Raw genomic sequence first — 23,991 nt, forward strand, 5'->3', positions numbered from 1 at the left:
GTGCTCGCCCGCCAGCTAAAACCCTCGGTCACAGCAACACCGGAGGACCGGATCGCGGCCTTTGCATAACACTGCATGCCTGCGTATAGTCATGCCATCACCGAGGAGGATGCGATGGCGGCGGTACGGGCGGCAGTGGCGGGGGCCAGTGGGTATGCGGGTGGGGAACTGCTGCGCCTGCTGGTCGGGCATCCCCGGGTCGAGATCGGGGCGCTGACCGCCAACACCAACGCCGGGCAGCTGCTCGGATCGCTTCAGCCGCATCTCGTTCCGCTCGCCGGGCGCATCCTGGAGCCCACCACCGCTGAGGTGCTGGCCGGGCACGACGTCGTGTTTCTCGCGCTGCCGCACGGACAGTCCGCCGCGGTCGCCGAACAGCTCGGCGACGATGTCCTCGTCGTCGACATGGGGGCCGACTTCCGGCTCAGGGACGCCGCCGACTGGGAGACGTTCTACGGCTCGGCGCACGCCGGTTCCTGGCCCTACGGGCTGCCCGAACTGCCGGGCGCGCGGGCCGCGTTGGGTTCGACGCGGCGCATCGCCGTGCCGGGCTGCTACCCGACGGCCGTCTCCCTCGCGCTCTTCCCCGCGTACCAGGACGGGCTCGTCGAGCCCGAGGCCGTGATCGTCGCCGCGACCGGCACGTCCGGCGCGGGCAAGGCGCTCAAGCCGCACCTGCTCGGCAGCGAGGTGATGGGCTCGATGTCCCCGTACGGCGTGGGCGGCGGGCACCGGCACACCCCCGAGATGATGCAGAACCTCGGCGCGGTCGCCGGCGAGAGCGTCAGCGTCTCCTTCACGCCCACCCTCGCGCCGATGTCCCGCGGCATCCTCGCCACCTGTTCCGCCAAGGCGAAGCCCGGCGTCAGTGCCGAGAGCGTACGGGCCGCGTACGAGAAGGCCTTCGCGGACGAGCCGTTCGTCCACCTGCTCCCCGAGGGGCAGTGGCCCGCCACCGCCTCCGTGTACGGCTCCAACGCCGTGCAGGTGCAGGTCGCGTACGACGAGAGCGCGGGGCGTGTCATCGCGGTCGGCGCCATCGACAACCTCACCAAGGGCACCGCCGGCGGCGCGGTGCAGAGCATGAACATCGCCCTGGGGTTCGACGAGACCCTGGGCCTGACGACGATCGGAGTTGCGCCGTGAGCGTGACGGCAGCCAAGGGGTTCTGGGCGTCGGGCATCGCCGCCGGGATCAAGCAGAACGGCAACCCGGACCTGGCCCTCGTGGTCAACTCCGGGCCCCGCATCGCCGCCGCGGGCGTCTTCACATCGAACCGCGTCAAGGCCGCCCCGGTGCTGTGGTCCGAGCAGGTGCTCAAGGGCGGCGAGGTGAGCGCCGTCGTCCTCAACTCCGGTGGCGCCAACGCCTGTACCGGGCCGAAGGGGTTCCAGGACACGCACGCCACCGCCGAGAAGGTCGCCGCCTCGCTCAACACGGCCGGGTACGACGGCGCCGGCGGCCATGGCGCGGGCACCGTCGCGGTCGCCTCCACCGGGCTCATCGGCACCCTGCTCCCCATGGACAAGCTGCTGCCCGGCGTCGACACGGCGGTGGCCCAGCTCACCGTGCACGGCGGTGAGAAGGCCGCCATCGCCATCAAGACCACCGACACCGTGCACAAGACGAGTGTCGTCACCCAGGACGGCTGGACCGTGGGCGGCATGGCCAAGGGTGCGGGCATGCTCGCCCCCGGGCTCGCCACCATGCTCGTCGTGCTCACCACCGACGCCGACCTCGACGCGGCCACCCTCGACAAGGCGCTGCGCGACGCCACGCGCCAGACCTTCGACCGGGTCGACTCCGACGGCTGCATGTCCACCAACGACACCGTGCTGCTCCTCGCCTCCGGCGCCTCCCAAGTCGTCCCGGAGTACGCCGAGTTCGCCGAGGCGGTGCGGAGCGTCTGCGACGACCTGGCACGCCAGCTCATCGGCGACGCCGAAGGCGCGTCCAAGGACATCCGCATCGAGGTGATCAACGCCGCGAGCGAGGACGACGCCGTGGAGGTCGGGCGGTCCATCGCCCGCAACAACCTCCTCAAGTGCGCCATCCACGGCGAGGACCCCAACTGGGGCCGGGTGCTCTCCGCCATCGGCACCACGCAGGCCGCCTTCGACCCGGATCGGCTCAACGTCGCCATCAACGGCGTGTGGGTCTGCAAGAACGGCTCCGTGGGCGAGGACCGCGACCTGGTCGACATGCGCTTCCGCGAGGTCAAGATCACCGCCGACCTCGCCGCCGGAACCGGCGAGCCCGTCGTCATCTGGGCCAACGACCTCACCGCCGACTACGTCCACGAGAACAGCGCGTACAGCTCATGAGCGCCCGCCCGTCTCCCACCACCACCCTGCCAAGGAATGGGCCGCGCCCATGAGTACCCGTAAACACACCGCTCTGCCCAAGGCGAAGATCCTCATCGAGGCGCTGCCCTGGCTCACCCGGCACCACGGCAAGACCGTGGTCATCAAATTCGGCGGCAACGCCATGGTCGACGAGGAGCTGAAGGCCGCCTTCGCCCAGGACGTGGTGTTCCTGCGCCAGTCCGGCCTCAAGCCCGTCGTCGTGCACGGCGGCGGACCGCAGATCAGCGCGCAGCTCGACAAGCACGGCCTGGTCAGCGAGTTCAAGGCAGGACTTCGGGTCACCACGCCCGAGGCCATGGACGTGGTGCGCATGGTGCTCGCCGGGCAGGTGCAGCGCGAGCTCGTCGGGCTGCTCAACCAGCACGGGCCGCTCGCCGTCGGCATGACCGGCGAGGACGCCCACACCATCACCGCCACCCAGCACCGCCCGGAGATCGACGGCGAGCTCGTCGACATCGGCCGGGTCGGCCAGATCACCGCGATCGACCCGGGCGCGATCCAAGCGCTCCTGGACGACGGCCGGATCCCGGTCATCTCCTCGATCGCCCGCTCCCAGGACGACGGACATGTCTACAACGTCAATGCTGATACGGCGGCTGCGGCACTTGCGGCTGCGCTGGGCGCCGAGACCCTGATGGTCCTCACCGACGTCGAGGGGCTGTACGAGGACTGGCCCAACAGCGACGACGTGATCAGCAAACTGACCGCCGCGCAGCTGGAGAAGCTGCTGCCCGAGCTCTCCAGCGGCATGGTGCCCAAGATGGAGGGGTGCCTGTTCGCGGTGCGCAACGGGGTCAACACCGCGCGCGTGATCGACGGACGGGTGCAGCACTCCATCCTGCTGGAGATCTTCACCGACGAAGGCATCGGCACGATGGTCGTGCCGGACGGACGAGACGCCCAAGGGGGAGCGCGGTGAGTAACCAGGAACTCGCACAGCGCTGGCAGCACGCCATGACGGACAACTACGGCACGCCCAAGCTGTCGTTGGTGCGCGGCGCGGGCGCGACGGTCTGGGACGCCGACGGCGCCCAGTACACCGACTTCGTGGGCGGCATCGCGGTCAACGCGCTCGGCCACGCCCACCCCGCCGTCGTCGAGGCGGTGAGCCGGCAGGTCGCCACGCTTGGCCATGTCTCGAACCTGTTCGGCGCCGAGCCGCCGGTGGCGCTCGCCGAACGCCTCCTTCAGCTCTTCGGACGCCCCGGACGCGTTTACTTCTGCAATTCCGGCGCCGAGGCCAACGAGGCCGCCTTCAAGATCGGTCGGCTGACCGGGCGCACCCACATGGTCGCCACGCACGGCGGATTCCACGGCCGGACCATGGGCGCGCTCGCGCTCACCGGACAGCAGGGCAAGCGGGAGCCGTTCCTGCCGCTGCCCGGCGACGTCACCCACGTACCGTTCGGCGACGTCGAGGCGCTGCGCGCGGCCGTCACCGAGGAGACCGCCTTCGTCATCATCGAGCCGGTCCAGGGCGAGATCGGCGTGGCCGTCCCGCCGGCCGGCTATCTGACCGCCGCCCGGGAGATCACCCGCGCCACGGGAACGCTGCTCGTCCTGGACGAGGTGCAGACCGGCATCGGGCGGACCGGCGCCTGGTTCGAGTACCAGCGGCACGAGAGCGTCGAGCCGGACGTCGTGACCCTGGCCAAGGGGCTCGGCGGCGGACTGCCGATCGGCGCGACGGTCGCGTTCGGCGCGGCGGCACAGCTGTTGAGGCCTGGAATGCACGGCACCACCTTCGGCGGCAACCCGGTCGCCTGCGCCGCCGGACTCGCCGTGCTCGACACGCTGTCCGCCGACGGCGCGCTCGACCAGGTCAAGCGCACCGGCGAGAAGCTGCGGAGCGGAATCGAGGCGCTGGGGCACCCGCTGGTCTCCCATGTCCGTGGTGCGGGGCTGCTGCTGGGTATCGTGCTCAACGAGCCCCTTGCACCTCGGGTGCAGCAGGCGGCTCAGGACGCCGGCTTCCTGGTCAACGCGCCCGCCCCCGATGTCGTACGGCTCATGCCGCCCCTGATCATCGGTGACGCGGAGGTGGACGCGTTCCTCCAGGCGCTGCCCGGCGTCCTCGATGCAGTCGGCGGGGATGGACGATCCGGAGAATGAGACGACGATGACCGACGAGGCGCAGGACTTCGAGCCGGGCGGCCCCGCCGTACCGCAGACCCGCACCGCCCGCCACCGCCGGATCGTGGACATCCTCAATCGGCAGCCGGTGCGGTCCCAGAGCCAGCTCGCCAAGCTGCTCGCGGACGACGGACTGAGCGTCACCCAGGCGACGCTCTCGCGTGACCTCGACGAGCTGGGCGCGGTGAAGATCCGCAACACCGGCGGCGAGCTGATCTACGCGGTGCCAAGCGAGGGCGGCTTCCGCACGCCCAAGGCGCCGCTGGGCGAGTCGGCCAAGGAGGAGCGGATGCGCCGGCTATCGGCCGAGCTCCTGATCTCCGCCGAGGCCTCCGCGAACCTGGTGGTGCTTCGCACTCCGCCCGGCGCCGCCCAGTTCCTCGCCTCGGCCATCGACCAGGCCGAACTGCACGACATCCTCGGCACGATCGCGGGTGACGACACCCTGATGCTGATCAGCCGTGACCCCACGGGCGGCCAGGCGCTGGCCGATCATCTGCTGCGGCTCGCCCAGAACGACCACCGCTGACGGTGCGCGGGGGCCCGGGCCCCCAACCGCCGTACGGATCCGGCGGGTTCAGTAACGGGTGATCGCGGTGGGTCCTTCGGCCGTGCCGATCGCGATGTGCGGGTGGCGTGCCGGATCCGCCCACGCCAGCACCCGGTCCATGGCGTCGGCGGCCACCGACACACAACCGGCCGTCGCGCCCCGCCCGTTGACGTGCAGGAAGATCCCGGCGCCACGGCCGCGTACCGGGCGTTCATAGTTGAACCCGATGACCAGCGCCCGGGCGTACTGGCTCGCGTACGCCGTCAGGTGCTCGGACTCGGCCGCCCGGCAGTCCGCGGGCAGGCCTTCCACCCACCGGTTGTAGGCGCGGGACTCGTTGTCCTCGCACCACCAGGACCGGTCGGTGGCGTGCCGGTAGGGGTAGCGGATGCCGGACGGCGCGGCTGCCACCCCGAAGGCGTACGGCAGCGCGTACAGGCCCGTCGGGGTGGTGTCGGTGCCCTGGACGCGCACGTTCCCCTCGGCCAGCCCCTTCGCGCCGAATCTGGCGGGCGCGGACCCCACCGCCACCCAGTGCCCTTCGCGCCGGTCCCACCAGGTGAGCTTGCCCGTGGTGGCCCCGACGGCGGACGCCTCCGCGGTCAGAAGCTGGCTTCCCCCACCGGTGCGGGCCATCTGCTCGGGCAGCGGCGCGGCGGGGGCGGGCGAGGCGAGCGGGACCAGGAGGGACGCGAGGAGCAGGGCAGCGAGGTGCATGTTCCGGACCGTATGCGCCACCGCGGGGCCCGGCCGCCCGAAGCGGCCAAAGTTGCTCCGTACGCGGGATGCGACCGGGCCACGGCCGGGGCCGGTCCATGCGTTCGCAGGTCTTTCCCGTCCGCCGGATGATCCGCGCCTACGCCGTGAAGGGGGCGGTGATGCCGCTCGTGGGGCGCGGTCGTCCCGGCTCGTGGCCGACGGGAAGCGCGTTGACAGAACATACGGAGCACTGCATAGTTATGCCTCACGGCGAGATCGTCGCCGGGCGCGACTTCAGGTGGGCGCGACTCGTTGGACGACCGTCTCCCCGCTCCTTCGCCGGTGCGGGAAGCGGCGGCACATCACTTCTGAGGAGCTTGAGCTGTGAGCAGCAACAACGGTGACGTCCGGCTCTGGGGCGCCCGGTTCGCCGACGGTCCCGCCGAGGCGCTGGCGAAGCTGTCCGCGTCGGTCCACTTCGACTGGCGGCTCGCCCCGTACGACATCGCGGGCTCCCGCGCCCACGCCCGCGTGCTCCACACGGCGGGACTGCTCACCGCCGACGAGCTCCAGCGGATGCTCGCGGGCCTCGACCAGCTGGCGGGCGATGTCGCGGACGGCACGTTCGTCGGCACCGTCGCCGACGAGGACTGCCACACCGCCCTGGAGCGCGGCCTCCTGGAACGCCTGGGCCCCGACCTCGGCGGCAAACTCCGGGCCGGCCGGTCCCGCAACGACCAGGTCGCCACGCTCTTCCGGATGTACCTGCGCGACCATGCCCGCATCATCGGCGGCCTGATCGCCGACCTCCAGGACGCCCTGGTCGGTCTCGCCGAAGCGCACGCGGACGTCGCCATGCCGGGCCGTACGCACCTTCAGCACGCCCAGCCCGTCCTGTTCGCCCACCACATGCTGGCCCACGTCCAGCCGCTGGCGCGCGATGCCGAGCGCCTGCGGCAGTGGGACGAGCGGACCGCCGTGTCGCCGTACGGCTCCGGCGCGCTCGCGGGCTCCTCGCTGGGGCTCGACCCGGAGGCGGTCGCCGCCGACCTCGGCTTCGAGCGCGGCTCGGTCGGCAACTCCATCGACGGCACGGCCTCGCGCGACTTCGTCGCCGAGTTCGCCTTCATCACCGCCATGATCGGGGTGAACCTGTCGCGGATCGCCGAGGAGATCATCATCTGGAACACGAAGGAGTTCTCCTTCGTGACCCTGCACGACGCCTTCTCGACCGGCTCCTCGATCATGCCGCAGAAGAAGAACCCGGACATCGCCGAGCTTGCGCGGGGCAAGTCGGGCCGCCTCATCGGCAACCTCACCGGCCTGATGGCGACCCTGAAGGCGCTGCCGCTCGCGTACAACCGTGACCTCCAGGAGGACAAGGAGCCCGTCTTCGACTCCTGCGACCAGCTGGAGGTGCTGCTGCCCGCGTTCACGGGGATGATGGCCACGCTGACCGTCAACCGGGAGCGGATGGAGGAGCTGGCTCCGGCCGGGTTCTCGCTCGCCACCGACATCGCCGAGTGGCTGGTCAAGCAGGGCGTGCCGTTCCGGGTCGCGCACGAGGTGGCGGGGGAGTGCGTCAAGGAGTGCGAGGCGCACGGCATCGAACTCGACGAGCTCACCGACGACCAGTTCGCGAAGATCTCCGAGCACCTGACCCCCGAGGTCCGCACGGTCCTCGACGTCAAGGGCGCGCTGGCTTCCCGCAGCGGCCGCGGCGGCACGGCTCCCTCGGCGGTGGCCGTCCAACTCGCCGAACTGAAGGCCGACTTGGTGGTCCAGCACGCCTGGGCGGACGCGAAGAAGTAGCGGCACGACGAGGTCGCAGAGCGGGCATGATCCGCCAGCCCCGATGAGACACGATTGTCTCATCGGGGCTAGGGTTGTCTCATGACCGTGGACCGAGACCAGGTACTCCGCACTGCCGCCGCCCTCCTCACCCGCAAGGCCACCGCCACCATGGACGAGGTCGCCCGCGCGGCGGGAATCGGCCGCGCCACCCTGCACCGCCATTTCGCCGGACGGGAAGCCCTCGTCAGAGCGCTGGAGGAGCTGGGCATCCGGGAGCTGGAGAGCGCCCTGGACACGGCTCGGCTGGAGGAGGGCGCCGCATCGGACGGGCTGCGCCGCATGGTCGCCGAGGTCGAACCCGTGGCGGGCCTGCTCGCCTTCCTCGTCACCGAGAACCAGCTCTTCGAGGGTGAGCAGATGAACGCGGGCTGGGCCCGCATCGACGCCCGTGTCTCCGCCCTCTTCCGGCGCGGCCAGGCGCAGGGAGAGTTCCGCATCGACCTCACCCCCGCCTGGCTCACCGAGGCCCTGTACGGGCTGATCGGGGCCGGCGCCTGGTCCGTGCAGGACGGCCGGGTCGCCGCCAAGGACTTCCAGTACATGATCGTCGAGTTGCTGCTCGGCGGGGTACGACGGAGCGTGGAGAAGTGACCGCAACGCAGCAACGCACGCCCCGGGCCGCCGGACCGATGGGCCGCTGGCTCGCGCTCGCGGTCCTCGTACTCGCCGTCCTGCTCGTCGCCGTCGACGCGACGGTGCTCGGTCTGGCCACGCCCTTCCTGAGCGAGGACCTCAAGCCGTCCGGCACCCAGCTGCTCTGGATCGGCGACGTCTACTCGTTCGTCATCGCCGGACTCCTCGTCTCCATGGGCAGCCTGGGCGACCGCATCGGCCGCAAGAAGCTCCTGCTCTGCGGAGCCGTCGCCTTCGGCGCGGTGTCGGTGCTCAACGCCTACGCGTCGAGCCCGGAGATGATGATCGTCGCGCGGGCGCTGCTCGGCATCGCGGGCGCGACCCTGATGCCGTCCACGCTCGCCCTGATCCGCAACATCTTCCACGACCCGAGGGAGCGCAGCCTCGCCGTCGGCATCTGGGGCGCCGCCGCCTCCGCCGGCACGGCGGTCGGGCCGGTCGTCGGCGGCTTCCTCCTGGAGAACTTCTGGTGGGGCTCGGTCTTCCTCATCAACCTGCCGGTCATGGCCGTCCTCGTCCTGGTCGGCATGAAACTGCTGCCCGAGTCGCGCGACCCGGACCCGGGGCCGTGGGACCTCGTCAGCGTGGGGCTCTCGCTGGTCGGCGTGGTCGCCGTCGTGTACGCGGTGAAGGAGGCGGCGGTCAACGGGTTCCGCTGGGACATCGCGGTCGCGGCCGTGCTGGGCGTCGGCGCGCTGATCTGGTTCGTGCGGCGCCAGCGCAGGCTCGACTCGCCCCTGCTGGACATCCGGCTCTTCCACCACCGGGGCTTCTCCGGCGCCGTACTCGCCGATCTGCTGACCATTCTGGGCCTGTCCGGCCTGGTGTTCTTCCTCTCCCAGTTCCTTCAACTGGTCCAGGGACGTTCGCCGTTGGAGGCCGGGCTCATCGAACTGCCCGCGGCGGTGGGTGCGGTGGGCACCGGACTCGCGGCGGGCACGATCGCCCGCCGTACCTCGGTGCGCGGCGCGGTCGCCGGCGGTCTCGCGGCCGTCGGGCTCGCCCTGGCCGCATGTGTCGTGCTCGGCGCGGACACCGGGATCGTCTCGCTGGGCATCGCCCTGTTCGTGGGCGGACTCGGCGCGGGCCTCGCGTTCACGGTGACGGCCGACGTCATCCTCTCCAGCGTCCCCAAGGAGCAGGCGGGTGCGGCGTCGGCCGTCTCCGAGACGGCGTACGAACTCGGCGCGGCGCTCGGCATCGCGCTGCTCGGCTCGGTGGTGACGGGGATCTACCGGGGCTTCGAGGTTCCGCCCGGCGTCCCCTCCTCGATCGCGACCGAGGCGCACGATTCGCTCGGCGGCGCGGTGGAAGCGGCGGGGCAGCTTCCGGCGGACCAGGCGCGCGTGATGCTCGATGCGGCGCGGGATGCCTTTACGTCTGGGTTCCAGACGGCTGCGGGGGTGGGGGCGGTGGTGCTGTTCCTCACGGCGACGGCGGCCTGGTTCCTCCTCCGAGGCCAACACCTGGCCAACGGCCCCGACCATTGACCCCCTCTGCGAGGTGCCTTGGCGTGAACGCCGCGGAGGGCTGGGTGCGCCTGGGCGTGGACGCCGCGGACGGCGGGGGGTTTGCCTCTGCGAGGTGCCTTGGCGTGGACGCCGCTGAGGGGCGCGGGGAACTGCGCGACCGGCCCGCCACGGTCCGCGGACGGCGGGGGGTTTGCCTCTGCGAGGTGCCTTGGCGTGGACGCCGCGGACGGCGGGGTTTGCCTGGGCGAGGTGCCTTGGCGTGGACGCCGCTCAGGGGCGCGGGGAACTGCGCGACCGGCCCGCCACGGTCCGCGGACGAAGACGCATGGACCCCAGCGGGCTGAAGGTTCGGGTGCGGGCCGTGCGTGGCTCGTCGCGCAGTTCCCCGCGCCCCTGGCGGGGTTGCTGCCGAGCGGAGCCGAGTATGACCCCAGCGGGCTGAAGGTTCGGGTGCGGGTCGTGCGTGGCTGGTCGCGCAGTTCCCCGCGCCCCTTAGCGGGGTCGGGGCAGGCCCGTAGGTGGTGCGGGGTGTTGGGGCGTGAGCCCTGGCGGGGTCGGGGCAGGCCCGTTGGTGGTGTGGGGTGTTGGGGCGCGAGCCCTGGCGGGGGCGGGGCAGGCCGATTGCCCGTGCGGGGTGTTGGGGCGGGAGCCCTGGCGGGGTTGGGGCTAGGCGGCCTTGGCCTTCGTGGCGTACATGTCGACGTACTCCTGCCCGGACAGCCGCATGACCTCGGCCATCACCGAGTCCGTGACAGCCCGCAGGACATAGCGGTCCCGGTCCATGCCCTCGTAGCGCGAGAACTCCATCGGCTCACCGAACCGCACCGTCACCTTGCCGGGCCGCGGCATCCCCGCACCCCCCGGCTGCAGCTTGTCCGTGCCGACCATCGCGAAGGGGACGACGGGCGCCCCCGTCATCAGGGTGAGCCGTGCGACGCCCGTGCGGCCGCGGTACAGACGGCCGTCGGGGGAGCGGGTGCCCTCGGGGTAGATGCCGAACATCCGGCCGTCCTCCAGAATGCGACGGCCGGTCATCAGCGCCGCCACCCCGCCGTTCGCGCCGTCCCGGTCGACCGGGACCATGCCGACCCCGGTGAAGAACCAGGCCATGAGCCGGCCCTTGAGCCCCTTGCCCGTGACGTACTCGTCCTTGCCGATGAAGGAAACCTGCCGGTCGCACACGATGGGCAGCACGATCGAGTCGATGAACGTCACGTGGTTGCCGGCGAGGATGACCGGCCCGGTGCCCGGGATGTTCTCGGCGCCTTCCACCTGTGGGCGGAACATCAGGCGCATGATCGGTCCGAGCACTGCCTTGATGAGCGCGAAGCGGGACAACGGGCCCTCCGGGGTCGTCTGGGTGGATGTCGGATGTCTGTGCAGGTGAGGACGATACTCGCGGCGCACGTCTGATCGCACATCGGGTTCACGAAGTGGATACGCGTCATTGACACTTGTTTCCGCCAGGTTCGGCCCTCCTTGGCCCTCGCGTACCCCCAAAGCATCCCGCTCTTCAGCTCGGTCCGCCTACGCTCGTCTCCCCGCTCCGGCAGGCGCGGGACAGGACGAAAACAGCAGCAATATCCGGCGATGACTGAGACGACTGAGATCACTGAGGAGTGTTCATGACTGAGGGTGAACGGATGGGTCCCGGACGGCGCACCGTGCTGGGCGTGGCGGGCGCGGCCGTGCTCGGTACCGCGGCCACCGGCCTCGCGAGCGCGCCGGCGTCGGCGGCGCAGGCGCGGAACGGCGGCCGGGACGGCTACCGCGACCTGCCCGTTCCGTACGTCATCGGGCACCGCGGCACCGCCGGATACCGCCCGGAGCACACGCTCGGTTCCTACCAGCACGCCCTCGACCTCGGCGCCCACGTCATCGAGCAGGACGTCGTGCCCACCAAGGACGGCCACCTGGTCTGCCGGCACGAGAACGACATCTCGGCCACCACCGACGTCTGCGCGCACCCCGAGTTCGCGTCCCGCAGGACGACCAAGAGCATCGACGGGAGCGCCGTCACCGGCTGGTTCACCGAGGACTTCACACTCGCCGAACTGAAGACGCTGCGCGCCAAGGAGCGCATCCCCGGCAACCGGCAGCACAACACGCTGTACGACGGCCGCTGGGACGTGCCCACCTTCGAGGAGGTGCTGCGCTGGGCGCAGGAGCAGGGCCGCCGCCTCGGCCGCCGGATATGGCTGCACACCGAGACCAAGCACCCCACCTACTTCCGCGGCATCGGGCTGCCTCTGGAGAACCGGCTCGCGACCCTTCTGCGCCGCTACGGACGCCACCGCGCCGACTCCCCGCAGTTCCTCCAGTCCTTCGAGCCGAGCAGCATCCAGCGATTGTCGAAGCTGGTCGACACGCCGTCCGTGGTGCTGCTCTCCAACGCGGGCACCAAGCCCTGGGACTTCGTCGTCAGCGGTGATCCGCGCACCGTGGACGACCTGGTCGAGCCGGCCGGCCTGACGTGGATCGCCTCCTACGCCCAGGGCATCGGGCCCACCCTCGACCTGATCATCCCCAAGGACGCCGACGGAAAGCTGACCCGGCCCACCACGCTCGTACGCGACGCCCACGCGCGGGGCCTGATCCTGCACCCGTACACGATGCGCAACGAGAACACCTTCCTGCCCGCCGACTTCAGGCGCGGCACCGACCCCAACGCCTACGGGGACGCCTTCGGCGCGTTCCGCACCTACTTCGCGACCGGCATCGACGCGGTGTTCTCCGACAACGCGGACACCGCGCTGCTCGCCGCGGCCGACTTCCGGGGCCGCTGAGCCCGGCCGGTTCCCTCCCCGTACGAGTGAGAAGTGCCCGCCGCGGAAACCGGGTTCCGCGGCGGGTGCGTCCCGCCCGGCATGGATCTCGTCACAGAGCTCAGCCCGCTCCTCGCCGCCGAGGCCGCGGCGGAGGCGTCCGGTACCGGTGTCGACGCCGCCGACCTCGAACAGGCCGTCTGGCTGCGGCTGTTGGAACAGCAGCCGTCGGCCTCGGCGGTCCCGGCCCGCTGGGTCCGCACCGCCGTGCGGGCCGAGGCACGCCGGGCCCGCAGGCTGCGACGCCAGGAGAGCCCGTACGCCGGCGCGCCCGCCGCCGACCCCGGCCCCGGACCCGAACTGGCCGCCCTCACCGCGGAGCGGCGCCGCATCCTGCACGCGGCGGTCGGGCGTACGCCCGGCAACTGCCCCCGGCTGCTCACCGCGCTGCTCTCGCCGAAGGACCCCACCTACCGGGAGATCGCGGGGGAGTTGGACATCTCACAGGGCAGCCTGGGGCCCATGCGTTCCCGTTGTCTGGGGTGTCTGCGCAGAATGCTGGCGGCGGAGGTTGCCGCTCCTGAACGCGGGGGAAAGGAGCGGTAGACAAACCGGGGACCAGTTGAGCGAGAGGCATGCACACATGGGCATGAGCGTGACCATCTCTGCGGCCGGCGCACAGGATGCCGAGCAGATACTGAAGTTGCAGTACCTGTGCTACCAGAGCGAGGCCGAGCTCTACGGCGACTACTCGATCGAGCCGCTGACCCAGACCCTTGAGGGACTGCGGGGTGAACTGGCCACGGGATACGCCCTGGTGGCCCGGCTGGGCGAGGAGGTCGTCGCCTCGGTGCGGGGCAGGGTGGACGCGTCGGGCACCGGCCGCATCGGGAAGCTCATCGTGCACCCCCGGATGCAGGGACACGGTCTGGGCGGCCGGCTCCTGAACGCCATCGAGGCCCACTTCGCGGCCGAGCTCGCCGCCAAGCGCTTCCAGCTTTTCACGGGCCACCGCAGCGAGTCGAACCTGCGGCTGTACCGCAGGCACGGGTACGCGGCCGTGGCCAGGCAGACCGTGAGCGCCCGCCTGTCCGTGATCACCCTCGAAAAGGACGTGGCGGCACAGGAGTTCGTCGCCAGCGCGTAGGCGCTCCGCCGGGCGCGCGCCGCAGCGTTCGGCGAGCCTCGGCGCCTGGCGAGCCCTCGGCGTTCGGCGAGCCTCAGCGTTTGGCGCGCCTCAGCCACAGCATGCCGAGGACCGGCAGGATCACCGGGATGAAGAGGTAGCCCATGCCGTAGTCCGACCAGACCGTCTTGTCGGGGAACGCGGAGGCGTCCGCCAGGGTCCAGGTGCCGACGATCAGGACGAACAGGAGCTCCGCCGCGCAGCACACCAGCGCCGCACGGCGGGCCTTCTCTCCGCCGCGCACCAGCGAGTACGTGATGAAGCCGTACACACAGGCCGCGATCGCGGACAGGACGTACGCCAGCGGCGCCTTCCCGAAGTCCACGACGATCTGGACGATGGAGCGGGACGCCGCGGCCACGGTGAACACCCCGTAGAACCAGACGAGCACCCTGCCGGGCCCCGAGCCGAGCGTGGGGGCGGGCGTGGTGTCAGTGGCGGACTCGGTCACGGTCAGCTTCCCCAGATGTCGTAGAGACGCACTTCGAGCACGGCGAGCACGACGGCGCCGGCGGACACCGTCACCGAGCCCCACTTCGTCCGCTCGGACAGCGACAGGAGCCCGGCCGCCGGCACGGCGGCGAATGCTCCGGCCAGATACGCGATGAAGATCGCGACGCCCTGTTCGGGCCGCTCGCCGCGGCCGAGCTGAACGAGCCCGACCACCAGCTGGGCCAGCGCGAGGACGGCGACCACGGCCATGCCGATGAAGTGCCAGTCCTTGGTGGCCTGGTCCCGGTAGGCGGCGAATCCGCACCAGGCGGCTAGGGCGAGCGCGGCGGCGGCGACCGCGACCGTCAGGGCATCGAGCATGGGGTCGAGGGTATTACGCGCCGAAAGGCCCGATGCGCTCGCCCCCGCGCGTGACCGCCCTCCGGCCGCCGCGCCGCTCGCCGTGTCCACCCTGCTCGCGGGCGGGCGCGCGGGCGGGGTCGCGGGCGGCGCGCGGGCCGTGGTCTTGGCCACAGCGCACCGCGTCGTCGCGTACGTCGAGGAAGCGGCCGGGAAGACCCGCGAGCCGTATGTGCGCAGGCCACCGGCGGGTGGCGGGGGCCACCGAGGCGGAGGGGATCCGTCCGTATGGCAGTCCAGGGCCGTCCGGTATGCGGACAGCCCTGATCCGTCCAGGACCGGTTCTGCTTTACTTGCCGCATGACCACGACGAGCAGCCGCACCCTTGCGACCGAGGCGAAGATGACGCCCGGTGCTCGTTGTATGTGTCGAATGTGCGACTTCTGAGGGCCCCCGCCTGAGCCTCGCGCCCCGAAGCGAGACCACGTCGGCCGCGCCCGGAACCGAACCCCACGGATCCGGCCTGCCCCCGCGCACACCGCGCCCCCGGTATCCACCGATGAGGCCGAGCCGCGCCCCGAACACGTTTGCCCCGTGCCCGGCATACCCCGCGCCGCGCACTCGACAGTGACGGAAATCCTGTGATCACCACAACGGGCCTGACCAAGGTCTACCAGTCGCGCGGCCGAGACGTCACCGCGCTCGACGGCGTCGACCTGCATGTCCGCGAGGGCGAGGTGTACGGCGTCATCGGCCAGAGCGGCGCCGGCAAGTCCTCCCTCATTCGCTGCGTCAACCTCCTGGAACGCCCCACCTCCGGCGCGGTGACCGTCGACGGCGTCGACCTCACCGCGCTCGCCGGCCGCGGCCGACGCGCCGGCAAGGACCTGCGCGGCGCCCGCTCCCGCATCGGCATGGTCTTCCAGCACTTCAACCTGCTGTCCTCGCGCACCGTGCAGGACAATATCGAGCTTCCGCTGGAAATCCTCGGCGTCAGCGGCAAGGAGCGCTCCCGCAAGGCCCTCGACCTGCTCGACCTGGTGGGCCTCGCCGACAAGGCCAAGGCGTACCCCGCCCAGCTCTCCGGCGGCCAGAAGCAGCGCGTCGGCATCGCCCGCGCCCTGGCCGGCGACCCCAAGGTGCTGCTCTCCGACGAGGCGACCAGCGCGCTCGACCCGGAGACCACCCGCTCCATCCTCCAGCTCCTTCGCGACCTCAACCAGCAGCTCGGCCTGACCGTCCTGCTCATCACCCACGAGATGGACGTCGTCAAGACGGTCTGCGACTCGGCCGCGCTGATGCGCAACGGACGGATCGTCGAGTCCGGCACGGTCAGCGAACTGCTCGCCACCCCCGGCTCCGAGCTCGCCGCCGCACTGTTCCCGGTGACCGGCGAGGCCACCGGCCCCGAGCGCACCGTCATCGACGTCACCTTCCACGGCGACGCGGCCACCCAGCCGGTCATCTCCCAGCTGTCGCGGACGTACAACATCGACATCTCGATCCTCGGCGCCGCCATGGACACCGTCGCCGGCAAGCAGATCGGCCGGATGCGGATCGAACTGCCCGGCCGCTACGAGGACAACGTCGTGCCCGTCGGCTTCCTGCGCGAGCAGGGCCTCCAGGTGGACGTCGTCGACGAGAACGTCACGAACGACGGCCGGGCGCTCGACCTGGTCAAGGAAGGTGCCAAGTGAGCTGGTCGGACATGCAGCCGCTGCTGTCGCAGGGTACGTACGACAGTTTTTACATGGTGTTGTGGGCGACCCTCGTCACCATCGGGCTCGGGCTCCCGCTCGGTGTGCTGCTCGTGCTCACCGACAAGGGGGGTCTGCTCCAGAACCGCCCGGTGAACAAGGTCATCGGCGTGATCGTGAACATCGGCCGCTCGCTGCCCTTCATCATCCTGCTGATCGCCCTGATCCCCTTCACCACCTGGGCCGTCGGCACGTTCATCGGGCCCAGCGCCATGATCGTGCCGCTGTCCATCGGCGCCATCCCGTTCTTCGCGCGGCTCGTGGAGACCTCCGTGCGCGAGGTCGACCACGGGCTGGTCGAGGCCGTCCAGTCCATGGGCGGCGGCATCCCCACCATCGTGTGGAAGGTGCTGCTCCCGCAGGCGCTGCCCTCGCTCGTCTCCGCGATCACCACCACCGTGATCACGCTGGTCAGCTACTCCGCCCTGGCCGGAGCGGTCGGCGGCGGCGGGCTCGGATCGGTCGCCATCACCTATGGCTACCAGCGCTTCGAGACCACGTTCATGCTCGTCACGGTGGCCGTCCTGATCGCGATCGTCACGGTGATCCAGCTGCTCGGCGATGTCGCCGTGCGCCTGCTCGCCCGCCGCGGCCGGACCTCCTGAACCTTCTCTCCAACGGCCCGCACTCCTTGTCCGGGCGTCACACCGCACCACCAGAAAGAGGCACTTTTCGTGCGTAAGAACACCAAGATCACCGCTGCCGCCCTCGTCACCGGCGCGCTCGCCGTCGGCCTCACCGCCTGCGGCTCCTCCTCCGACCCGAAGGCGGGCGGCGGCAAGGCCGACGCGTCCAAGGCGCTGGTCGTCGCGGCGTCCCCGACCCCGCACGCCGACATCCTGAAGTTCGTCAAGGACAACCTTGCGGCCAAGGCCGGACTCAAGCTGGAGGTGAAGGAGTTCACCGACTACGTCCTGCCCAACACCGCCACCGAACAGGGCCAGGTCGACGCCAACTTCTTCCAGCACAAGCCCTACCTCGACGACTTCAACAAGAAGAACGGCACCCACATCGTGCCCGTCGTCGACGTGGAGCTGGAACCGCTCGGCCTCTACTCGCACAAGGTCAAGTCGCTCAAGGACCTCGCCTCCGGCCAGACCGTCGCCGTCCCCAACGACACCACCAACGAGGGCCGCGCGCTCCAACTGCTCGCGTCCAACGGCCTGATCACCCTGAAGGACGGCGTCGGCTCCGGCGCCAAGCTCTCCGACATCAAGGACAGCAAGGGCCTGAAGTTCAAGGAGCTGGAGGCCGCCACGCTGCCCCGCGCCCTGAACGAGGTGGACGCCGCGGTCATCAACGGCAACTACGCGATCCAGGCGAACCTCAAGCCCGCCAAGGACGCCCTCGCCCTGGAGAAGGCCGAAGGCAACCCCTACGCCAACTTCCTCGCGGTCAAGCAGGGCAACGAGAACGACCCCCGGGTCCAGAAGCTCGCCAAGCTCCTGAACTCCGACGAGGTCAAGAAGTTCATCACCGACAAGTACGCGGGCTCCGTCGTCCCGGCCTTCGGCCCCGCCAAGTAGGCGCCAAGTAGCCCTCCCCGTACGGCAGGACGAAGGTCCCGGACACCCCGTCAGGTGTCCGGGACCTTCGTCGCTACGGCCACCCGGCCATGCGCTCCGGGGGTTTGATGCTGCATGCTGTGCCTTTACGGTCCTCACAGGTTGACGGACCACGAGGCCTGCGGGCTGCGCGGTCCCCAAGGCGGTCCACGGCATGGAGCGGCACATGACTACCACCCTTCCGGTCTTCCCGGACATCTCCATCAGCACGGACCGCCTGGTGCTGCGCCCCTTCGAGGACGCCGACTCCCCGGCGCTCATCGAGATGATGAACGACGAGCAGGTCGTCGCCTGGACCGCCGTGCCGCACCCCTACACCGCCCGCGACGCCGACGACTGGGTCCGCCACCTCGCCCCGCGCGAGCGCACCGAGGGCCGAGGAATCGTTCTGGCGGTCACCGAGTTCCTGACCCAGCGCCTCGTCGGCATCGTCCACCTCCAGAACACCAACTGGCGCACCCTGGCCACCGAGGTCGGCTACGTCGTGGCGCCCTGGGCGCGCGGCGAGGGCTACGCCACCGAGGCGGTGCTCGCCGCGGCCCAATGGCTGTTCAGGGACCAGCGGTTCGAGCGCCTCGAACTGCGCACCGCCGCCGACAACACCGCCTCGCAGCAGGTCGCGCAGAAGATCGGCTGCATCAGCGAGGGAGTGCTGCGCAACGCCTGGATAGCGCGTACGCAGACGGAGGACGGCGGCTGGACGGACATCCGCACCGACCTCATCGTGTGGAGCCTGCTCCCCGAAGACCTGGACGGCGTCGCCGACCAGCTCGCGGACGCGGGGTACGCGTCCTACACGGACTGGAACTGAACCACGGCCGGCGGCCGGCACAGAGGTACGGTCGGCGACCGGGACCGGCCCACCACCGGCGGCCGGAACAGAGGTACGACCGGCGTCCGGTACCGTCCCACCGCCAACCACCGGGACCGACCCACCGCCAACCACCGGGACCGACTGACCGTCGGCGGCCGGAACCGATGTACCGACGGCGGCCGGAACGGAAATCCGGAGCTACCCTCAAGTCTGAACCCGGCACACATCCGCCGCCCCGACCTGCCACCACATCTGGAGTCTGACGAAGATGGCCGACCGCGTCACGGTGATCGGCTGGGACGGCTCGCCCCTCACCCCCGCGGCCACCTCCGCCCTCTCCGCGGCCACCCTGGTGGCCGGCGCCGCCCACCACCTCGCCCTCCCCGAAGTCCCGGCCGGCGCCGAACGCATCCGGCTCGGCAGCGTGAGCCTGGCCGCCCGCCGCATCGCGGGACACCGCGGAAGCGCCGTGGTCCTCGCCGACGGCGACCCCGGTTTCTTCGGCGTCGTACGCACTCTGCGGGACCCCGAGCACGGCCTGGAGGTCGAGGTCGTACCCGCCGTCTCCGCCGTCGCGGGTGCCTTCGCCCGGGCCGGGATGCCCTGGGACGACGCCCAGCTCGTCGTCGCCCACCCCCGCACCCTGCGCCGCGCCGTCAACGTCTGCCGCGCGCATCCCAAGGTCGGCGTCCTCACCTCGCCCGGCGCCGGGCCCGCCGAACTCGCGCTGCTGCTCGAAGGCGTCCACCGCACCTTCGTCATCTGCGAGGAACTGGGCAGCGACCGCGAACAGGTCACCGTGCTCACATCGGAGAGCGCCGCGGACCACGCCTGGCGCGACCCCAACGTGGTGATCGTCCTCGGCGGCGGCCCGGCGAGCGAGGGCGACGGCTGGCTCGCGGGACCCACGCCCGGCTACCCCTCGGCACCGCGCGGCTGGGCGCTGCCCGCACGTGAGTACGGCGCGGGGCTCGGCTCCGGCGAATCCGCGGAGCTGCGCGCCGCCCAACTCGCCAGGCTGGGGCCGCGCGTCGGCGACCTCGTCTGGGACATCGGCTGCGGCAGCGGAGCCCTGTCGGTGGAAGCGGCCCGGTTCGGGGCCGCCGTGATCGCCGTCGACGACAGCGCGGACGCCTGCGCGCGCACCGAAGCCACCGCCCGCCGCTTCGGCGTGCAGGTCCAGGTCGTCCGCGGCAGGGCCCCGCACGTCCTTGAGTCGCTGCCCGAACCCGACGTCGTACGGGTCGGAGGCGGCGGCGCCCCGGTGGTGGAGGCGTGCGCCGATCGCAGGCCGGAGCGCATCGTGACGCACGCGTCCACCCGGGACGAGGCGGAGGCCGTGGGAGCCGTGCTGAGCGCCGGCGGATACGACGTGGAGTGCGCGCTCCTTCAATCGGTCGACCTCGACACGAGCGCCTGGTCGGAGCGCGAACGCTCGGTCGCCTTCCTGCTCTCCGGAAGGCGGAAAGAGAGATCCCTGTGACTCCTTCGGCGCGTCGCGGAGGGTAGGCTGGCCGATCGTTGTACCGCACCCGGCCGTTCGGAGCTCCGCTCGCCAAGGGGCGGAAAAGGGGACCGTTTTGGGACCCGTCGGCGGTACGGCACTTCCGGGGGACGCGCAACGTGGCGCAGCCCACACGGTCCGTGGCCGAGACTGACCGCCACGGCGGCGAAGGCCCGCGACAATGCATGGTGTCGTTGACACCTGCGGGCCGTTCGCAACCGCGCGGCGCACGCGTCCTGAGCGACGGGTGCCGCACGCGCCGAGCGTGTGTGGCCCCGGGCCGCAGGCCGAAGGAGCACTACAGATGGGCGAGGGGTACGCATGACTGACACCGGCCAGGTCCCGGGCGAGGGACTGCCGGAGAACGCAGGCATGGTGGAACAGCCGGGCGTCCCCGCTCCCGGTGCCTACACCTTCCTCGATCCCGCAGACAACTCGGCGCACTCCGTGGACGACGACGACCTCCTCCTGATGCCGGGCGCCCAGGGCGCCTGGATCGACCCGCAGTCCGCACCGGGACCCGTCGCGGCCCAGATGCCGCCCGCGCCCGGCCCGGCCCCGGAGCCCGGCGCGCACGAGACCGGCGGCCGGGACACCGGCTCCGTCGAACTCGGCGGTGCCCGCGCGCCGCAGGCGCCCGCGAGCGCCGGTCCGCCGCCGGCCCGCCGCCCGCTCCACCTCGGCCCTCAGGTGCCGGACGCCTCCGCCGGTGTCGTACGCTCCCTCGCCGACCGCGGGCCGGCCGGCTCGCCCGTGAACCCGATGCCCGCGCGCACCCAGGGGCCGCCGACCGTGGGCCCCGAGTACCTGGACATGCCCCGCGAGGAGGCCGCGCCGCAGGCCCCGGCACCGCAGTTCGCGGAGATGCGGCCAGAAGGTGGCATGGCATGGACGCCTCAGCAGCGTTCCGCGCCCCAGGCGTCACTCAACACACCCCTGCCCCCCGCAGAAACGGTCGTCCCGGAGGACTTCGCGGTCCACGCGTCGGTTCCGGCCGTCCAGCCGCACGCCGCCGAACAGCCCGGTCAGCAGCCGCCTCAGGCCACCGCGCGGCCCGTGCTGCTCGTGGACCAGCTGGTCGCCCAGCAGGCGGTCCAGCAGGGCACCGGGCAGCCGCAGTTCGACGGACAGCCGCAGCCGGCGGGCCAGTTCGTGCCGGTCGAGGGCTCCGTCCCGACCGGTCCCCACCTCGCGCCCGCGCAGGCCGTGCCTTCGCAGGAGGCGCCCGCATCCGAGGCGCCCCACGTCCAGGACGTGCCGCAGCAGGCGGCCGAGCCCGCCGCCCCGGCCGCCGGGACGGTCCCGGTCGCGCCCGCGGAGTCGGCCGTCGCCGAGCCGGTCACGCCCGAGGCCGTGATGCCGGAGGCCGTCGTGGCCGAGCCGCCCGTCGCCGAGCCGACCCCGGCCCCGCAGGTAGCCGCCGTCGACGAGGCCGCGGAGGCGGTCGTGCCCGAGCCCGTCGTGCCCGAGCCCGTCGTGGTTCAGGCTCCCGTCGAGCCGGTGGCGGCCGTACCCGTCGTCGAGGAAGCCCCGCTCGCGGCGCAGCCCGGGGCCGTCGAGCCCGGGGCCGCCGCGCCCGCACAGGTACCTGTGTCCGAGGTGCCGCTCGTGGTGGCGCCGGACCAGGCGGCCACGCACATCGCCGTCCCCGTGCCGCGCGTTCTGGCCGAGGAGCCGGCGCCCCAGCAGCCGGGCGTTGCCGAGCCCGCTTCCGAGGCCCCGGCGTCGGCCGCGCCCGAGCCGGCCCAGGCACCGGAGGCCGTCCTCGTACCGCAGCAGGAACAGCTCGTCGCGGCCGAGGCCCCGCCCGTCGAGCAGCCGGCGGCGGCTCCCGGAGCGCCCGTGGCAGAGACTCCGGCGGTGCAGGAGGCGCCCCAGCCGGCCGCCGCTCCGCCGGCCGCCGCTCCGCCGGCCGCCGCTCCGCCGGCCGCCGCTCCGCCGGCCGCCGAACCCGCTACCGCGGAGCCCGAGGCGCCCGAGCCTCAGGCGTCCGAGGAGGCCGCCGCGCTCGCCGAGTCCGCCGAGGCGCCCGAGCAGGCGCCCGCCGCGCCCGGCTACGACGACGCCGAACGCGAGGCCGTCCTGCGCGTCATGCGTGAGCGCCGCGACATCCGCAACGGCTTCCGCGCCGACCCGATCCCGCACGAGGTGCTGCTGCGCGTCCTGGAGGCGGCCCACACCGCGCCCTCCGTCGGGCACTCGCAGCCCTGGGACTTCGTGGTGATCCGGTCCGCCGAGACCCGCCGCACCATGCACGAGCTCGCCCAGCGCCAGCGCGAGGCCTACGCCAAGTCGCTGCCCAAGGGCCGGGCCAAGCAGTTCAAGGAACTGAAGATCGAGGCCATCCTCGACACCCCGGTGAACATCGTGGTCACCGCGGACCCGACCCGCGGCGGCCGGCACACCCTGGGCCGCTACACCCAGCCGCAAATGGCCCCGTATTCCTCGGCGCTCGCCGTCGAGAACCTGTGGCTCGCCGCCCGGGCCGAAGGCCTCGGTGTCGGCTGGGTCTCCTTCTTCGACGAGCGCGAGATGGTCCGCGCCCTCGGACTGCCCGACCACCTCGAAGTCGTGGCCTACCTCTGCGTCGGCTACGTCGACGAGTTCCCCGACGAGCCCGAGCTGATGCAGGCCGGCTGGTCCAAGCGCCGGCCCCTGTCGTGGGTGGTGCACGAGGAGACGTACGGCCGGCGCGCACTGCCCGGCGGGGACCCGCACGACCTCCTTGAGGAGACCGTCGCCGGGATCCGCCCGCTGGACGCCAAGGCGCTCGGCGAGGCCTGGGAGCGGCAGAAGCGGATGACCAAGCCCGCGGGCGCGCTCGGCATGCTGGAGATCATCTCCGCGCAGCTTTCCGGGCTCTCGCGCAAGTGCCCGCCGCCGATCCCGGAGCCCGCGGCCGTCGCGATCTTCGCCGGTGACCACGGGGTGCACGCCCAGGGCGTCACGCCGTGGCCCCAGGAAGTCACCGGCCAGATGGTCGCCAACTTCCTCGGCGGCGGCGCGGTCTGCAACGCCTTCGCCAACCAGGTCGGCGCCGAGGTCTGCGTCATCGACGTGGGCGTCGCCTCCGAACTCCCGGCCACGCCCGGCCTGTTGCCCCGCAAGGTGCGACCGGGCACCGCCGACATGACGGCCGGGCCCGCGATGACCCGCGAGGAAGCGATCGCCGCGATCGAGGTCGGCATCGAGACCGCCCGCGACCTGGTGGCGGCGGGCAACAAGGCGCTCCTGACCGGCGAGATGGGCATCGCCAACACCACCGTGTCGGCCGCCCTGATCTCCCTCTACACCGGCGTCGACCCGGTCGAGGTCACGGGCCGCGGCACCGGCATCAACGACGAGACGCACGCCCGCAAGGTCGACGTCGTACGCCGCGCCCTCGAACTGCACCAGCCCGACCCGGCCGACCCGATCGGCGTCCTCGCCGCGATCGGCGGCCTGGAGCACGCGGCCCTGGTCGGCTTCCTGCTCGGCGGCGCCTCGCTGCGTACGCCGGTGATCCTGGACGGCGTCAGCACGGGAGCCGCCGCCCTGGTCGCCCGCGCCATCGCCCCCGAGGTCCTGTCCGCCTGCATCGCGGGCCACCGCAGCGCCGAGCCCGGCCATGTGGCGGCCCTCAACAAGCTGGGCCTGCGCCCGCTCGTCGACCTGGACCTGCGCCTCGGCGAGGGCACCGGGGCCCTGCTCGCCCTCCCGGTGGTGCAGAGCGCGGCCCGCGCGATGCACGAGGTAGCCACGTTCGACTCGGCGGGCGTCACAGAGAAGTAGCCCGTAGGCAGGAGCGGGGGGGGGGGGGGGGGGGCCCCCCCCCCCCCCCCCCCCCCCCCCCCCCCCCCCCCCCCCCCGCCGGGGGGGGGGGCGCGGCCCCCCCCCCCCCCCCCCCCCCCCCCCCCCCCCC

21 protein-coding genes are annotated in these 23,991 nt (G+C 72.0%); 17 read left to right on the forward strand and 4 right to left on the reverse strand.

From position 1 onward, the window contains the following. Positions 1 to 114: 114 nt before the first annotated feature. The 5 genes from argC to ACGFW5_RS16460 are packed head-to-tail and all read left to right on the forward strand — an operon-like array spanning position 115 to position 5,028. A complete protein-coding gene (gene argC / locus ACGFW5_RS16440) occupies positions 115 to 1,146 on the forward strand; it encodes an N-acetyl-gamma-glutamyl-phosphate reductase (RefSeq protein ID WP_393835076.1) in 1,032 nt (343 codons plus the stop codon). Then, positions 1,143 to 2,324 (forward strand): bifunctional glutamate N-acetyltransferase/amino-acid acetyltransferase ArgJ, encoded by a 1,182-nt coding sequence (argJ, locus tag ACGFW5_RS16445; protein WP_393834913.1) that lies wholly within the window; start codon positions 1,143 to 1,145, stop codon positions 2,322 to 2,324. The genes argC and argJ overlap by 4 nt, the downstream gene beginning before the upstream one ends. A 49-nt stretch (positions 2,325 to 2,373) precedes the next feature. Then, positions 2,374 to 3,285: an acetylglutamate kinase gene (gene argB, locus ACGFW5_RS16450; protein WP_393834914.1), complete on the forward strand. Its 912-nt coding sequence runs from the start codon at positions 2,374 to 2,376 to the stop codon at positions 3,283 to 3,285. Continuing rightward, the gene (locus ACGFW5_RS16455; protein ID WP_393834915.1) at positions 3,282 to 4,478 is read left to right on the forward strand and encodes an acetylornithine transaminase; all 1,197 of its coding nucleotides are present in this window, start codon (positions 3,282 to 3,284) and stop codon (positions 4,476 to 4,478) included. The genes argB and ACGFW5_RS16455 overlap by 4 nt, the downstream gene beginning before the upstream one ends. A gap of 7 nt (positions 4,479 to 4,485) precedes the next feature. Next, a complete protein-coding gene (locus ACGFW5_RS16460; protein WP_350229389.1) occupies positions 4,486 to 5,028 on the forward strand; it encodes an arginine repressor in 543 nt (180 codons plus the stop codon). A gap of 48 nt (positions 5,029 to 5,076) precedes the next feature. Here ACGFW5_RS16460 and ACGFW5_RS16465 read toward each other — a convergent pair whose 3' ends face one another. Next, complete coding sequence (locus tag ACGFW5_RS16465; RefSeq protein ID WP_393834916.1) at positions 5,077 to 5,766, reverse strand: L,D-transpeptidase; 690 nt, start codon at positions 5,764 to 5,766, stop codon at positions 5,077 to 5,079. A gap of 366 nt (positions 5,767 to 6,132) precedes the next feature. On the opposite strand from ACGFW5_RS16465, the gene argH reads away from it, so the two are divergent. The 3 genes from argH to ACGFW5_RS16480 all read left to right on the forward strand — a co-directional run bounded on the left by argH (position 6,133) and on the right by ACGFW5_RS16480 (position 9,725). After that, positions 6,133 to 7,560 (forward strand): argininosuccinate lyase, encoded by a 1,428-nt coding sequence (gene argH / locus ACGFW5_RS16470; RefSeq protein WP_393834917.1) that lies wholly within the window; start codon positions 6,133 to 6,135, stop codon positions 7,558 to 7,560. Positions 7,561 to 7,641: 81 nt separating this feature from the next. Next, positions 7,642 to 8,193, forward strand: coding sequence for a TetR/AcrR family transcriptional regulator (locus ACGFW5_RS16475; RefSeq protein WP_393834918.1), 552 nt, complete (start codon positions 7,642 to 7,644; stop codon positions 8,191 to 8,193). A gap of 38 nt (positions 8,194 to 8,231) precedes the next feature. Further along, entirely contained in the window at positions 8,232 to 9,725 is a 1,494-nt protein-coding gene (locus ACGFW5_RS16480) for an MFS transporter (RefSeq protein ID WP_393835077.1), read from the forward strand. A gap of 648 nt (positions 9,726 to 10,373) precedes the next feature. Here ACGFW5_RS16480 and ACGFW5_RS16485 read toward each other — a convergent pair. After that, positions 10,374 to 10,994, reverse strand: coding sequence for a lysophospholipid acyltransferase family protein (locus ACGFW5_RS16485; RefSeq protein ID WP_393834919.1), 621 nt, complete (start codon positions 10,992 to 10,994; stop codon positions 10,374 to 10,376). 338 nt (positions 10,995 to 11,332) lie between these two features. On the opposite strand from ACGFW5_RS16485, the gene ACGFW5_RS16490 reads away from it, so the two are divergent. The 3 genes from ACGFW5_RS16490 (at position 11,333) to ACGFW5_RS16500 (ending at position 13,619) form a co-directional block, all read left to right on the forward strand. Then, positions 11,333 to 12,493: a glycerophosphodiester phosphodiesterase gene (locus ACGFW5_RS16490; protein WP_393834920.1), complete on the forward strand. Its 1,161-nt coding sequence runs from the start codon at positions 11,333 to 11,335 to the stop codon at positions 12,491 to 12,493. Positions 12,494 to 12,574: 81 nt separating this feature from the next. Next, complete coding sequence (locus ACGFW5_RS16495; protein ID WP_393834921.1) at positions 12,575 to 13,078, forward strand: sigma-70 family RNA polymerase sigma factor; 504 nt, start codon at positions 12,575 to 12,577, stop codon at positions 13,076 to 13,078. Between the two features lie 37 nt (positions 13,079 to 13,115). Then, positions 13,116 to 13,619, forward strand: a complete 504-nt coding sequence (locus ACGFW5_RS16500) for a GNAT family N-acetyltransferase (protein WP_393835078.1) — start codon at positions 13,116 to 13,118, stop codon at positions 13,617 to 13,619. 73 nt (positions 13,620 to 13,692) lie between these two features. On the opposite strand, the gene ACGFW5_RS16505 is transcribed toward ACGFW5_RS16500, so the two are convergent. Together ACGFW5_RS16505 and ACGFW5_RS16510 are read right to left on the reverse strand one after the other, a co-directional pair. Beyond that, entirely contained in the window at positions 13,693 to 14,109 is a 417-nt protein-coding gene (locus tag ACGFW5_RS16505) for a hypothetical protein (protein ID WP_393834922.1), read from the reverse strand. A 2-nt stretch (positions 14,110 to 14,111) separates the two neighbouring features. Beyond that, entirely contained in the window at positions 14,112 to 14,471 is a 360-nt protein-coding gene (locus tag ACGFW5_RS16510; protein WP_393834923.1) for a hypothetical protein, read from the reverse strand. A gap of 620 nt (positions 14,472 to 15,091) precedes the next feature. Here ACGFW5_RS16510 and ACGFW5_RS16515 point away from each other — a divergent pair. The 6 genes from ACGFW5_RS16515 (at position 15,092) to cobT (ending at position 23,861) form a co-directional block, all read left to right on the forward strand. Next, positions 15,092 to 16,147, forward strand: a complete 1,056-nt coding sequence (locus tag ACGFW5_RS16515) for a methionine ABC transporter ATP-binding protein (protein WP_393834924.1) — start codon at positions 15,092 to 15,094, stop codon at positions 16,145 to 16,147. Continuing rightward, a complete protein-coding gene (locus tag ACGFW5_RS16520; protein WP_393834925.1) occupies positions 16,144 to 16,812 on the forward strand; it encodes a methionine ABC transporter permease in 669 nt (222 codons plus the stop codon). The genes ACGFW5_RS16515 and ACGFW5_RS16520 overlap by 4 nt, the downstream gene beginning before the upstream one ends. A 69-nt stretch (positions 16,813 to 16,881) precedes the next feature. After that, a complete protein-coding gene (locus tag ACGFW5_RS16525) occupies positions 16,882 to 17,733 on the forward strand; it encodes a MetQ/NlpA family ABC transporter substrate-binding protein (RefSeq protein WP_393834926.1) in 852 nt (283 codons plus the stop codon). Between the two features lie 193 nt (positions 17,734 to 17,926). Further along, complete coding sequence (locus tag ACGFW5_RS16530) at positions 17,927 to 18,583, forward strand: GNAT family N-acetyltransferase (protein ID WP_393834927.1); 657 nt, start codon at positions 17,927 to 17,929, stop codon at positions 18,581 to 18,583. 271 nt (positions 18,584 to 18,854) lie between these two features. Beyond that, the gene (gene cbiE / locus ACGFW5_RS16535; protein WP_393834928.1) at positions 18,855 to 20,069 is read left to right on the forward strand and encodes a precorrin-6y C5,15-methyltransferase (decarboxylating) subunit CbiE; all 1,215 of its coding nucleotides are present in this window, start codon (positions 18,855 to 18,857) and stop codon (positions 20,067 to 20,069) included. A 342-nt stretch (positions 20,070 to 20,411) separates the two neighbouring features. Further along, entirely contained in the window at positions 20,412 to 23,861 is a 3,450-nt protein-coding gene (cobT, locus tag ACGFW5_RS16540; protein ID WP_393834929.1) for a nicotinate-nucleotide--dimethylbenzimidazole phosphoribosyltransferase, read from the forward strand. Positions 23,862 to 23,991 lie beyond the last annotated feature (130 nt).

Source organism: Streptomyces sp. NPDC048416, assembly GCF_043200435.1.
Classification (GTDB): domain Bacteria; phylum Actinomycetota; class Actinomycetes; order Streptomycetales; family Streptomycetaceae; genus Streptomyces.